This is a genomic window from Nonomuraea antri, from assembly GCF_013283785.1.
In the GTDB taxonomy this organism is placed as follows: Bacteria; Actinomycetota; Actinomycetes; order Streptosporangiales; family Streptosporangiaceae; genus Nonomuraea; species Nonomuraea antri.
In genome coordinates this window covers 1-12,527 of record NZ_JABCPZ010000080.1, presented here as the reverse complement: position 1 = coordinate 12,527, position 12,527 = coordinate 1, and the positions used below count along the sequence as shown (strand labels likewise).

Sequence of the window (12,527 nt, the reverse complement as noted above, 5' to 3'; positions counted from 1 at the left end):
GGGTGATGTGCTGGTCGCCGCCGAGCCGGAGGTGGCTTCGCGGGTGCGCCGCCTGGTCGCCTGCCTGATCGACCTCGCGCTCTGCGCGGCGCTGACGGTGACCGTCGACGCGGCGGCGGACTCGCTGGACGCGGACGAACTGCTCGCCGCCCTGACCGGTTTCCTCTACTTCTGGCTGCTGCACGCCCGTTACGGCCGAACCCTCGGCAAGCGGCTGACCGGCATCAAGGTGCTCTCCCTCGCCACCGGCCGCCCACCGACACTCCAGGACGCGGCCTATCGGGCGGGCTTCTATGTGGTGATGCCGCTGATGCCGTCCATCGGGTGGATCATCGCCGCGCAGGACGGCCTGCAGATCTTCCGCGACGCCGGAAACCGCTGCCTGCACGACCGGCTGGCCGGGACCGTCGTCGTCAGAGAGAGCTAGGCCGGGCTTCTCGGGACGGCGATGCCAATGGCCGAGCCCACTTAGGGGCTGGGGGACGATCCGATGAGCGTTGAATGGGACGCTCTCCGGCATAGGGGCTGGTAGACCCGGAGCACGAAACCGAAGTCGCCCGCTGCGGGAGCCGGATACTGGCCGTAGAGCGAGCCCGCTCCCGTCCATCCACAAGGAACCGTCGGGGCCGCTCCATCGAACGCACGCGCACGCAGGTCGGACGGCCGGGCGGTGGGGGTTCACCTTCGACCACACCATGGAGGCCGACCGTTGGACGTGGCGGCGACACCACCTGACGCGCTGCTCGCCGACCGGCCGGAACCGCGCGCCCATCCTGCTGTCGCGGCCGGACGCCGCCGCGTGCGGCATGTACTTGGGGTGGCGATGGTGAGTGCCGCGCCCGAGCCTGCCTCGGCGGCGACGGATGTGCCGGAGATCGAGTGCTGGACGATCAAGTCCTACGCCTGCGAGTGGGGTGGCTCGGAGTGTCTGATCACCTCGAACAGGCACTGAGATCCGGCACTGAGATCCGGCAACCCATCAAGCCGTGTCACGGGGCCGGGGTGTCCTGTGCCTTCGCGGAGACGCGGGCCCGGGCTCGTTCGATCTCGTTGATGTGGGTTTCCGTCCATTGCCGGAGTGCGCTGATCGGCCCGGCGAGGCTTCGCCCCAGCGGCGTCAGGTCGTACTCGACCTTGGGCGGGATGGTCGGGTGCACGGTGCGGGTGATGAACCCGTCAGCCTCGAGGCTGCGCAGGCTCTGGGTGAGCATCTTCTGCGAGACGCCCTCGATGCGTCGGCTCAGGTCGGTGTAGCGCATGGTGCCTTCGAGGAGGGCGTCCACGATCAGGATCGTCCACTTGCCGGCGATGTGGTCGAGGACCTGGCGAGTCGGGCACTTCGCGGAGTAGGCGTCGGCCGGCAGCCCGGAGGATTCCACCACAGTCTTCATGCGAGGAGAGTAACGCACTAATTAGTGCCTTCTTCCTATTGGGAAGTGACTCTCCAATAGTTGGCGGTATGACGATCCACACGCTTTCTGTCGCGGACGCGATCCGCACCCGCCGTACGGTGCGCCACTACCGGCCCGATCCGGTCCCCGAGGACGCACTCGCCTCGCTGCTCGAACTCGCCATCGAGGCGCCCACCAGTTGGAATCTGCAGGACCGATCGATCGTCGTGGTCACCGACGACGAAGGCCGCGACGGACTGACCTGGGCCAGCGGCGGCCAGCCCCAGCCGCAGGAAGCCCCCGTGGTCCTGGTCTTCGTTGCCGAGCCGCAGTCCTGGCGTGACGACCACAGTGACGTCTACGACCAGGCACGCCGCAACGGCGCCTGGAACGACGAGTTCATCGCCATGTTCTCCGCCGCATCGAGGGCGTTCCAGGAAGACCTCGACCAGCGTGGCCTGCTGCGGGAGTACGCCGTGAAGGACGCCATGATCGCGGCCTCCTTCCTGATGCTCGCCGCCACGGAGATGGGCCTGGCCACCTCTCCGATGAACGGTTGGGACGAGGCCAAGGTGAAGAAGGTGATCGGGATCGAAGACCGCGACGACCTGGCCATCGCCCTGCTCATGTCGGTCGGCTACCCGGCGGAAGAGCGGCGCCATCCCGGTCGGCGGGCCGTGGAGCGCAACGTTTTCTACGAACGGCACGCCGCCCAGGAGCGTGCCGCCCATCGGAAATAGCGTTCTTCTGTTTCCCTGCTCGCCTGTGACGCCCCTTCATTCCCTCCCAGTTGGTCGGGACCGGGGAGCGCGAGGGGCCGGCAGGTCCCTCGCCTGGGGGTGTGGGGGGAACCCCCACAAGACGCAGCCTGAGCTCCCGTCGCGCGAAGCGCGCCTCTGGGCGAAGCCCATGCCTTTGGGGGGCGAGGGGGCGGAGCCCCCTGGGGGCGCTGTCCGTAGCTCCTGACGCGCGAAGCGCGCCCCCGCGAAGGGCCTTGCCTTTAAGGGGCGAAGGGTCTTAGCAGGTGGTGCCGGTGGAAGGGAGCTTGCCGTTGAGTAGGTAGCCGTCGACCGTGCGCATGATGCACGAGTCGCCCGACAAGTACGCCCCGTGCCCCTCCCCCTGGTACGTCACCAGAACCCCCGTCTTGAGCTGCTCGTTGAGGCTGGTGGCCCACTGGTACGGAGTGGCCGGGTCGCCCTTGCCGCCGATGACCAGGATCGGGGCCGAGCCGGTGGCGTCGATGCGCTTGGCGTCGTTGCTGCCGGGGACCGGCCAGTGGCCGCAGATGGAGCCGGTGCCGTCGGTGGCCAGGATCGGGAAGACCGCCTTGATGCGGTCGTTGATGTTGGCGGCCTCGGCCTGGCTGGGACGTTCGGAGTTGTCGGCGCAGGTGATGGCCTGGAGGCTGGTCATCATGGTGTTGTACGTGCCGTCGGGACGGCGGCCGGTGTACAGGTCGGCCAGGGTGAGGAGGGTGCTCCCGTCGCCCTTGATCGCCGCCGAGACGCCCTGTTCCAGCGCCGGCCAGGTGGCCTTGGCGTACAGCGGGGTGATGACGGCGAGCTGGGCCAGGCCGTAGGTGAGGTCGCGGTCGCCGACCTTGAGCGGCTTGCTCTTGAGTCCGTCCAGGAAGGTCTCGACGGTGCCCTCCACGGCGGCCGGGTTCGCGCCGAGGTCGCAGCCCTGGTCCACGCAGTCCTTGGCGAACGCGGCGAACGCCTGGTCGAAGCCGGTGGCCTGGGTGACGGCCCGCTCCTCGAAGGTGACGTTCGGGTCGAAGGCGCTGTCCAGGACGAAGCGGCCGACATTCTTGGGGAACTGGGTGGCGTACACGGCGCCCAGGTGGGTGCCGTAGGAGAAGCCGATGTAGTTGAGCTTCTCGTCGCCGACGGCGGCGCGGATCAGGTCGAGGTCCTTGGCCGCGCTCACGGTGCCCACGTACGGCAGGACCTTGCCTGAGTCCTTGCTGCACGCGGCGGCGAACTCCTTGGCCATCCGGTCACCGTCGGTGGCGGAGGTGGTGGCGGCCAGCAGCTTGTCCAGTTGCCCGCCGCACTTGACGCCGGAGCTGCGGTCCACGCCGCGCGGGTCGAAGCTGACCAGGTCGTAGCGGGTGCCAAGGCTGGCGAAGGCCCGCGCGGACAGCGGCAGCATGTCCACGCCGGACGCGCCGGGGCCGCCGAAGTTGAAGACCAGCGAGCCGAGCTTGTCGCCGGTGGCCTTGATGCGGATCAGCGCCAGGTCGATCTTCTCGCCGCCGGGCTTGGCGTGGTCGAGCGGCACGGAGAGCTTGCCGCATTCGACGGACGGGTCCGGCTTGGTCGGCTTGCCGTCGAAGCCGACCAGGTCGGTGCACATGCTCCAGGTGACCTGGCCGGCGTCCTTGGCGGCGGCTCGGCTCGCCGACGAGCCGGGCGACTCGGCCGAGCTGGGCGACTCGGCTGACCCGGGTGACTCGGCTGACCCGGGCGAACCAGACGAACCGGTCGAGCCGCACCCGGCCAGGGCGATCGCGCTCACGAGTGCTGCCAACAAGGTCTTCTTCATGCTGTTAAGCATGGTTGACCGAATTTTGCCCTAGGTAGTGGGCGAAGACACCAGTTCGGGATGACTTACGGGATCGGCCGGATGTGACGAATGTCAAGTACGCCCGGGACGCCGGACGAACCAGATGCCGAAGAACCCGAAGCCGACCCCGGTCGCGCACGTCCAGATCCACCAGGTGTTCTCCGGCGCCGGACGGAAGATCAGCAGGACGACCAGAGCGACGGCCCACAAGGCGGTGCCGACGGCGACGGCCGCGGTGTCATTGGTCTTGATCGGCTCCGGGTCGGGGTGCCACTGCTGCTTCACGCGTCCAGCCTAGCTTCCAATCCAGTCTCGATCCGATTACCGACACTTTTCGCAGATCACCACAACTGTCACTCTTCGCGCGTGAGTGACACTCGTAACGCACTAGACAGTTTCTTCTCCATCTCCGCACGAGGCTCGACGATCGGCCGTGAGATCCGCGGCGGCCTGGCCACGTTCCTGACCATGGCCTACATCGTCGTGCTGAACCCGTTCATTATCGGCAACAAGCCGGACGTCGAAGGCCAGTTCATCGGCGACGGCTCGGCGGCCAACCTCACCCTGGTGGCCGCGGGCACGGCGTTCGTGGCCGGCGTCCTGACGATCCTCATGGGCCTGGTGGCCAGGGTGCCGTTCGCCATGGCGGCCGGCCTGGGGCTCAACGCCTTCGTCACCTTCAACATCGCCACGGTGATGAGCTGGGAGGAGGCGATGGGACTGGTCTTCCTCGAAGGCGTCATCATCGCCGTCCTGGTGCTCACCGGCCTGCGCACGGCGGTGTTCCACGCGATCCCGGCCCAGTTGAAGACCGCGATCAGCGTCGGCATCGGCCTGTTCATCGCGCTGATCGGGTTCGTGGACGCGGGCTTCGTCCGGCGGGTGGCCGCGGGTCCGCCGCTGGAGCTGGGGATCGGGGGCGCGCTCACGTCCTGGCCGATCTTCGTGTTCGTGATCGGCCTGCTGGTCACCGTGGTCCTGGTGGCCAGGAAGGTGAAGGGCGCGATCCTGCTCGGCATCGTGGGCTCCACCGTGCTGGCCCTGATCGTGGACTTCGTCGCCAAGCCCGGGCTCTTCGGCCCGGACAACCCCGGCGGCTTCCAGCTCAACCAGCCGAGCCAGCCGGGCCCGCTGGCCATGGAGAACCCGCTGTCGCTGTTCACCGAGTTCGACCCGTTCGGGGCGTTCGGCCGGGTCCAGGTGCTGCTCGTGGCGCTGCTCATCTTCACGCTGCTCATCACGGACTTCTTCGACACGATGGGCACGATCGTGGGCGTCGGCAAGCAGGCCGACCTGGTGGCCGAGGACGGCACGCTGCCGCGTACCAGGGAGATCCTGCTCGTCGACTCGATCGGCGCCGCCGCCGGCGGCGCGGGCTCGGTGTCGTCGAACACCACCTACGTGGAGTCGGCGGCCGGCGTCGGTGAGGGCGCGCGCACCGGCCTGGCAAGCGTGGTCACCGGTCTGCTCTTCCTGGTCGCCGTCTTCTTCGCGCCGCTGGTCAAGATCGTGCCGTACGAGGCCGCCGCGCCCGCCCTGGTCGTGGTCGGCTTCCTGATGATGACCTCGATCAGGAACATCGACTGGGACGACTACGAGGTGGCCATCCCGGCCTTCCTCACCATCGTGATCATGCCGTTCACGTACTCGATCTCCAACGGCATCGGCGCCGGGTTCATCAGCTACGTGCTGATCAAGGCGGTGCGCGGGAAGTCGCGCGAGGTGCACCCGCTGATGTGGGGCGTCGCCGGGGCGTTCCTGTTCTTCTACGCGATCGGCCCGGTCAAGATCCTGCTCGGACTCTGACCCGATCGCCTGCCGAAGCCGCTCCGGTGTACCTGCCGGGGCGGCTTCGGGGTATCAAGGAGTGAGACAAGTCTGACCTGGGGAAATATCTTGCGTGCGCGTATAGTTAGCAAAGGTAATGACTCATGCTAACCAACCCCAAGCCCAAGATGGAGCTGCGCAGCGACGCAGGCCTGGCTTCAGCCCTGCGCGTGTCGCTGGCAAGGCTGACCAGGCGCCTACGACGACAGGCGGCGGCGCACTCGCTGACGCCCACCCAGTTCGCGACGCTCGCCGCGGTGGAACGGCATTCCGGGATAACCCCCGGCGAATTGGCCGAGCTCGAGAAGGTGCAACCGCCCTCGATGACCCGCGTGATCGCCGCACTCGAGGAACGCGGCCTCATCGCCCGCTCGCCCCATCCGACCGACCGGCGTCAGGTGACCGTGACCGTGACCGAGGCCGCGCAGAAGCTGCTGAAGGAGGAGCGCCGCCGCAAGGAGGCGTGGCTGACGCAGCGGCTGAAGGAGTTGACACCCGAGGAGCGGTCGATACTCCGGCAGGCGGCGCCGATTCTGGAGAAGCTCAGCAAGATATAGAACCTGAGCAACCCAAGACCGGGATGTTCCGGTCGCTCAGAATTCGCAACTATCGCATGTTCGCGGCCGGGGGCGCGGTGTCCAACACCGGCACCTGGCTGCAGCGCACCGCCCAAGACTGGCTGGTGCTCGACCTGACCGACGTGCCCGGCGGCTCCGGGATGGGCAGCGCGGCGGCCCTCGGCACCGCGACTGCGCTGCAGTTCCTGCCTATGCTGCTGTTCGGCCTGTTCGGCGGGGTGCTCGCGGACCGTTACCCCAAGCGCCCGATCCTGGTGACGGCACAGTCGCTGATGGCCGCGCTGGCGCTCACCATCGGCGTGCTGACGATGACCGGCACCGCCCAGGTCTGGCACGTGTTCGTGATGGCGTTCCTGCTCGGGCTGATCTCCTGCGTCGAGGTGCCGACGCGGCAGGCGTTCGTGGTCGAGATGGTCGGCCGCCGCGACCTGCCGAACGCGATCGCGCTGAACAGCTCCATCTTCAACCTGGCCCGCGTGGTCGGACCGGCGCTCGCCGGGCTGCTGATCTCCATGCTGGGCGGGACCGGGCCGATCTTCCTGATCAACGCGCTGACCTTCGGCGGCGTGATCGCGAGCCTGATCTTCATGCGCAAGGCCGAGCTGCACACGGTCGAACCGCTGCCCAGGGCCAAGGGCCAGCTGCGCGAAGGGCTGCGGTACGTGCTGGAGCGCGAAGAGCTGCTCATGCCGATACTGCTGATCGCGTTCGTGTCGATGTTCGCCCAGTCGTTCTCGATGTCGATCGCGCTGATGGCCCGTGACGAGTTCGGCGCGGGGGCGTCCTCGTTCGGGCTGGCCTCCAGCACGTTCGCGGTGGGCGCGCTCGTCGGGGCGTTGCTGGCCGCGCGGCGGGTACGGCTGTCGCGCAAGGTGCTGTTCGCCGGGGCGCTCGGGTTCGGGCTGTTCCAGGCCGCCACCGGGCTCGCCCCGTTCTACCCGGCGTACCTGCTGCTGCTGATCCCCACCGGCATCGCGCTGATCACCATCAACACCGCGGCGAACGCCAGCGTCCAGCTCGCCACCTCGCCCGAGATGCGCGGTCGCGTCATGGGCATCTACATGCTGGTCTTCACCGGGGGCGCGCCGCTCGGGGCGCCGCTGATCGGCTGGCTGTCGGAGCTGGGCGGGCCGCGCACCGGCGTGGTCGTCTCCGGCGTGCTCGTGATCGTGGGCACCGGGCTCGCCGTCCTGCTCACCAGGCTGATCGCCGGACGAGCGCGGCGGACGCACCCCGTCACGGCGCGCGTGCGCCACGCGGTGACATGAGCCGGGCGCGGCGCGCGTGCGTGACGCGGTGACGTGAAGCCGGGGCGCGGCACTGGGAGAATCGGCGGGCATGAGGCTCTTCGCCGCCCTGGTGCCGCCAGCCGAGATCCTGGACGAGGTCGAGCGGGCCATCGCGCCCCACGCCGGGCAGGTGCCCGGGCTGCGCTGGTCCGACCGCGCCACCTGGCACATCACGCTGGCCTTCTACGGCGAGGTGCCCGAGGGCGCGCTGCCGGAGATGGAGGTGCGGCTGGGCCGGGCGGTACGCCGGCACACCACGCTCGACCTGGCCTTCACCGGCTTCGGCGGCTTCTCGTCGCTCCGCCGGGCCCGCTTGTTCTGGGCCGGGGTCACGGGCGACTCCATGACCCGGCTCGTCGGCTCCGTCCGCGCGGGCGGACGGCGGGCCGGGGCGGTGCAGACCGACGAGAAGAAGTTCCACCCGCACCTCACCCTGGCCCGCGCCAGGACCGACCTCGACCTGCGGGAGCTGGCCGAGTCGCTGGACGGCTTCACCGGCTCGCCGTGGCGGGCCGAGACGGTCCGGCTGTATCGCAGCCACACCGGGCCGCAGGTGAGGTACGAGTCACTCGCCGAATGGGCACTGGCACCTGTCCGGCAGGGCTAGGCTCCAGGTCGTGGACCGTCCTCGCTCCTGGTTGCTGCCCGTCGTGCTCGGCGTTCTGTTCCTGATCGTCATCGTCGGGGCCCTGCTGTCCTGACGCCGGGCCCCGAGCCCGCTCACCAGGCGTAGTCCTCCGGGGCCGTGCGGTGGCCGGGGAAGATCTCGTCGATACGGGCCAGCGCGGCCGCGTCCAGCTCGACCTCCAGGGCCCGCATCGAGCCGTCCAGCTGCTCCAGCGTGCGCGGGCCGATGATCGGCGCCGTCACCGCGGGCCGGCTCAGCAGCCAGGCCAGGGCCACGTGCGCCGGGTCCTCGCCCAGCTCGTCGCAGAACTTCTCGTACGCCTCGATCTTGTCGCGGTGCTTGTCCAGCTCCCTGACGATGTGGTCGGCGGCCGAGCGGTTCTTGTCCAGCTTGCGCAGCACGCCGCCGAGCAGGCCGCTGGCCAGCGGGCTCCACGGGATCACGCCGAGGCCGTAGTCCTCGCAGGCGGGCAGCACTTCGAGCTCGGCCGTCCGGGTCAGCAGGTTGTAGTGGCTCTGCTCGGCGACCAGGCCGAAGAAGTTCCGCCGCGCGGCGCTCTCCTGGGCCTTGGCGATGTGCCAGCCGGCGAAGTTGGACGAGCCCACGTACAGGATCTTGCCCTGCAGCCGCAGGACCTCCATGGCCTCCCAGAACTCCTCGAACGGGGTGTTCCTGTCGATGTGGTGTGCCTGGTAGACGTCGATGTAGTCGGTCTGCATGCGCTTCAGCGAGGCGTCGCAGGCGCGGCGGATGTTCAGCGCCGACAGCTTGCCCTCGTTGGGCCAGTCGCCCATCGAGCCGTAGAGCTTGGTCGCGATGACCGTCTTCTCCCGGCGTCCGCCGCCTTGGGCGAACCAGCGGCCGATGATGTTCTCCGTGACCCCCTCGCCGGTCTTCCACCCGTACACGTTTGCCGTGTCGAAGAAGTTCAGCCCCAGTTCGTGGGCCCGATCCATGATCGCGAAGGAGTCCTCCTCCGAGGTCTGCGGGCCGAAGTTCATGGTGCCGAGGCAGAGCGGACTGACCTGGAGCCCGCTGCGTCCGAGGTTGACGTAATCCATGACGTCAACCCTAAGGACCTGGAGTGCACTCCAGGCTATAGCGAAGTTCGGGAGTGGGGCATGATGGCGGCGTGGGGGAAGCAGCGGGGGGCCGGCCAGTGGCGGTGGCCGTGACTGGGGCCGTGGCTGGGGCCGTGACTGGGGCGATCGTGGTTCTGGCGGTGGGCGCGGGGCCCGCGCGGGCCGACGACGGCGGGGAGAAGCTGTTCACCTTCCGCGACTCGCGGATCACCGAGTCCAGCGGGCTGGCGGTGTCGCCGGGCCATCAGGGGGTCTACTACACGCACAACGACAGCGCCGCGGCGGCGGTCTTCTACGCGGTCGGCGGCGACGGACGAACCAGGGCGACCTTCCACGTACGCGGCGCGCAGGCCCGCGACTGGGAGGCCATGGCGGCCACCAAGGACCCGGAGACCGGGCGCGGCGTGCTCTGGTTCGCCGACATCGGTGACAACCTCGACGGCGCCTGGCCGGACATCTCCGTCTACCGGGTGGACGAGCCCGAGACGCTGCGCGACGCCACTCTGTCCGCCACCCGCTACCGCTTCAAGTACGCCGACGGCGGTCGCAACGCCGAAGGCGTCATGATCAACCCGCGGACCGGGCGGCTCTACGTGGTGTCCAAGGAGTTCGCCGGATCGGTGTACGCCGCGCCGAAGAAGCTGCGGGCCGACCGGGTGAACGTGCTGCGCAAGGTGGCCGGCGCGCCGGTCATGGCGACGGACGCGGCCTACGCCCCCGACGGCTCCTCCTACGTCATCAGGACGTACTTCTCCGCGACCCTCTACCGGCCGTCGGGCGAGACGATCAGCCGGGTGACCATGCCCGAGCTGCGGCAGGCGGAGTCGATCGCGTACACGGCGGACGGGAAGTCCCTGCTCACCGGCAGCGAGGGGGCCGGCAGCCCGGTGTACCGGGTGCCGATCCCCGACCGCGCCCGCGAGGCCGCCACGCCGAGCCCGGCGGCGGCCGCGCCCAGCGAGGACCCACCGGGCCGGGCTGCGGAGACCGCCGCCGACACGGCCTCCGGCGGTTCCGGGCTGACCGCGAAGGACGTGCTCATCTGGCTCGCGGCCGCGCTGGGCGCCACGGGTGTCATCACGTTCATCGCACGCAAGACCCGCTGACGCCCAGGCGACCGGACTCCCGGACTCCCGGGTAGGTACGCAGCCGTCAGCGGCTCACCACGGTCTCCTGCTCCACGCGCGACAGCTTCTCCGGGTTGCGCACGTAGTAGAGCCCGGCGATCAGCCCGTTCTCGACCCGCACCGCCATCACGCCGTCGAGCTCGCCGTCGAGCCGGACGATCAGCGCGGGAGCGCCGTTGACCTGCACGGGCTCCAGCGACGTCACCGCGCCGACCTTGTTCCAGCCGGCCACGAACACCCGGGCCACCCGGTCGGCCCCGACGACGGGACGCGGCAGGGCCTGCTTGACGCCGCCGCCGTCGCTCAGGGCGACGACGTCCGGGGCCAGGATGTCCAGCAGGCTCTGCAGGTCGCCGGTCTCGATCGCGCGCTGGAAGGCCGCCATCGCGCCCCGGGTCTCGGCCGCGGAGACGGCGCCGCGCGGCCGGCGGGCGGCGACGTGGGACCGCGCCCGGTGGGCGATCTGGCGCACCGCGGCCGCGTTCTTGCCGACGGCGTCGGCGATCTCGTCGTAGCCGAGGTCGAACACCTCGCGCAGCACGAACACCGCCCGCTCGGTCGGCGTGAGCGTCTCCAGAACCAGCAGCATCGCCATCGAGACGCTGTCGGCCAGCTCGACGTCCTCGGCCACGTCCGGGGTTGTCAGCAGCGGCTCGGGCAGCCAGGGCCCGACGTAGGACTCCCGGCGCCGGCCGAGCGTGCGCAGCCGGGTGAGCGCCTGCCTGGTGGTGATCTTGACCAGGTAGGCGCGGTGGTCGTGCACCGCGCCGAGGTCGACGCCCGACCACTTCAACCAGGTCTCCTGCAGCACGTCCTCGGCGTCGGCGGCCGAGCCGAGCATCTCGTAGGCGACCGTGAAGAGCAGGTTGCGGTGGGTGACGAACGCCTCGGTGGCGAGGTCGGGGCGGACGTTCTCGTCCGCGTTCCCGCCGCCGGCGTGGTCCGCAACGCCTGCCATGAGGGGCTCCTGTCTGTTCGCTCACGCACTAGAAGTGCGCTGAAGATGTTGGGCGTGGGTTCCGCTGTGGCGGTGCTGGGTTCAGACTCGATGGTATGCAGGGTAGGGCGGCCGGTGAGCCGGTCGGGCCGGATGTGTGGCAGATCTGCCGGGAGTTGATCCCCCAGGGCAGTGTGTTCGCTTTCTTGGCCGAGCACCGGCAGGCGTTGTTCCCCGAGGCGATGTTCGCCGACATGTATCCCTCGTCGAATGGGCGGCCTAGCATGCCGCCGCAGGTGCTGGCCTGCGCGGTGGTGTTGCAGGCCTTGTTCGGGGTGTCGGACTTCGAAGCGGCTCAGGAGTTGCGGTGTGACCTGCGGTGGAAGGCCGCGTGCGGGCTGGGCCTGCATGATCGGGCGTTCCATCCGTCGCTGCTGACCTACTTCCGGCGGCGGCTGGCGCGCTCGGCTGAGCCGCATCGGCTGTTCGGCCGGATGCGGGAGGTGGTGGCGGCCACCGGGGCACTGCAGGGCCGGCAGCGGCGGGCGCTGGATTCGACCGTGCTGGAAGACGCGGTGGCCACCCAGGACACGGTCACTCAGCTGATCGCTGCGATCCGGCGGGTGATCCGGGAGGTGCCCGGCGCGCAGGCGGTGGCGGCGGACTGCTGCACCGCTCACGATTACAGCGATCCGGGTAAGCCCAAGATCGCGTGGGACGATGCGCAAGCACGCGAGGATCTCGTGGATGCGCTGGTGGGTGACGCGCTGCGGCTGCTGGCCGGCCTGCCCGAGCAGGCGCTGGCCGAGCGGGCCGCCACCGCGGTCGGCCTGCTGGCTCTGGTCGCCTACCAGGACGTCGAGCCGGCACCCGGCAGTGACGGCCGGGACGGCCGCTGGCGGATCGCGCGCCGCACCGCCCACGATCGGGTGATCTCCACCATCGATCCCGAGGCCCGCCACATCCACAAGAACCGCACCCAGCACCGCGACGGCTACAAAGCGCAAGTGTCCACCGAGCCCGAGACCGGCCTGTTCACCGCCGTCGCCTTGACCCTGGGGACCGGCGCCGATCAGCACGAGGCCGTCATCGCCGAG

General features: G+C 69.6%; 14 protein-coding genes. 9 read left to right on the top strand and 5 right to left on the bottom strand.

Features of this window, described 5'->3' with window-relative positions; translation table 11 throughout:
• The first annotated feature begins 7 nt into the window (after positions 1-7).
• Together HII36_RS25270 and HII36_RS25265 are read left to right on the top strand one after the other, a co-directional pair.
• Positions 8-427 (top strand): RDD family protein, encoded by a 420-nt coding sequence (locus tag HII36_RS25270; RefSeq protein WP_173525724.1) that lies wholly within the window; start codon positions 8-10, stop codon positions 425-427.
• A 282-nt stretch (positions 428-709) separates the two neighbouring features.
• On the top strand, positions 710-952 hold the full coding sequence (locus HII36_RS25265; protein WP_173525723.1) for a hypothetical protein: 243 nt from the start codon (positions 710-712) through the stop codon (positions 950-952).
• A 37-nt stretch (positions 953-989) separates the two neighbouring features.
• On the opposite strand, the gene HII36_RS25260 is transcribed toward HII36_RS25265, so the two are convergent.
• Positions 990-1,391, bottom strand: a complete 402-nt coding sequence (locus tag HII36_RS25260; protein WP_173525722.1) for a winged helix-turn-helix transcriptional regulator — start codon at positions 1,389-1,391, stop codon at positions 990-992.
• A gap of 68 nt (positions 1,392-1,459) precedes the next feature.
• On the opposite strand from HII36_RS25260, the gene HII36_RS25255 reads away from it, so the two are divergent.
• Entirely contained in the window at positions 1,460-2,131 is a 672-nt protein-coding gene (locus tag HII36_RS25255) for a nitroreductase family protein (RefSeq protein ID WP_173525721.1), read from the top strand.
• A 277-nt stretch (positions 2,132-2,408) separates the two neighbouring features.
• On the opposite strand, the gene HII36_RS25250 is transcribed toward HII36_RS25255, so the two are convergent.
• A complete protein-coding gene (locus tag HII36_RS25250) occupies positions 2,409-3,941 on the bottom strand; it encodes an alpha/beta hydrolase (RefSeq protein WP_173525720.1) in 1,533 nt (510 codons plus the stop codon).
• A 93-nt stretch (positions 3,942-4,034) separates the two neighbouring features.
• Positions 4,035-4,247 carry a DUF2530 domain-containing protein gene (locus tag HII36_RS55865; protein ID WP_173525719.1) on the bottom strand — a complete coding sequence of 71 codons (213 nt, stop codon included), beginning with the start codon at positions 4,245-4,247 and terminating at the stop codon, positions 4,035-4,037.
• An 81-nt stretch (positions 4,248-4,328) separates the two neighbouring features.
• Between HII36_RS55865 and HII36_RS25240 the strand changes: the two genes are divergently transcribed.
• The 4 genes from HII36_RS25240 to thpR all read left to right on the top strand — a co-directional run bounded on the left by HII36_RS25240 (position 4,329) and on the right by thpR (position 8,263).
• Entirely contained in the window at positions 4,329-5,768 is a 1,440-nt protein-coding gene (locus HII36_RS25240) for an NCS2 family permease (RefSeq protein WP_173525718.1), read from the top strand.
• A 125-nt stretch (positions 5,769-5,893) separates the two neighbouring features.
• Entirely contained in the window at positions 5,894-6,346 is a 453-nt protein-coding gene (locus HII36_RS25235; protein ID WP_173525717.1) for a MarR family winged helix-turn-helix transcriptional regulator, read from the top strand.
• A gap of 23 nt (positions 6,347-6,369) precedes the next feature.
• Positions 6,370-7,635, top strand: a complete 1,266-nt coding sequence (locus HII36_RS25230; protein WP_173525716.1) for an MFS transporter — start codon at positions 6,370-6,372, stop codon at positions 7,633-7,635.
• 70 nt (positions 7,636-7,705) lie between these two features.
• Positions 7,706-8,263, top strand: a complete 558-nt coding sequence (thpR, locus tag HII36_RS25225) for an RNA 2',3'-cyclic phosphodiesterase (protein WP_173525715.1) — start codon at positions 7,706-7,708, stop codon at positions 8,261-8,263.
• A gap of 113 nt (positions 8,264-8,376) precedes the next feature.
• On the opposite strand, the gene HII36_RS25220 is transcribed toward thpR, so the two are convergent.
• On the bottom strand, positions 8,377-9,345 hold the full coding sequence (locus tag HII36_RS25220; protein WP_173525714.1) for an aldo/keto reductase: 969 nt from the start codon (positions 9,343-9,345) through the stop codon (positions 8,377-8,379).
• Between the two features lie 134 nt (positions 9,346-9,479).
• On the opposite strand from HII36_RS25220, the gene HII36_RS25215 reads away from it, so the two are divergent.
• Entirely contained in the window at positions 9,480-10,472 is a 993-nt protein-coding gene (locus tag HII36_RS25215; protein WP_328807878.1) for a hypothetical protein, read from the top strand.
• Positions 10,473-10,518: 46 nt separating this feature from the next.
• Here HII36_RS25215 and HII36_RS25210 read toward each other — a convergent pair whose 3' ends face one another.
• Positions 10,519-11,451 (bottom strand): RNA polymerase sigma-70 factor, encoded by a 933-nt coding sequence (locus HII36_RS25210; RefSeq protein WP_173525713.1) that lies wholly within the window; start codon positions 11,449-11,451, stop codon positions 10,519-10,521.
• A 95-nt stretch (positions 11,452-11,546) separates the two neighbouring features.
• Between HII36_RS25210 and HII36_RS25205 the strand changes: the two genes are divergently transcribed.
• Positions 11,547-12,527: transposase (locus tag HII36_RS25205; RefSeq protein WP_173525712.1), on the top strand; the 981-nt coding region annotated here is incomplete at its 3' end.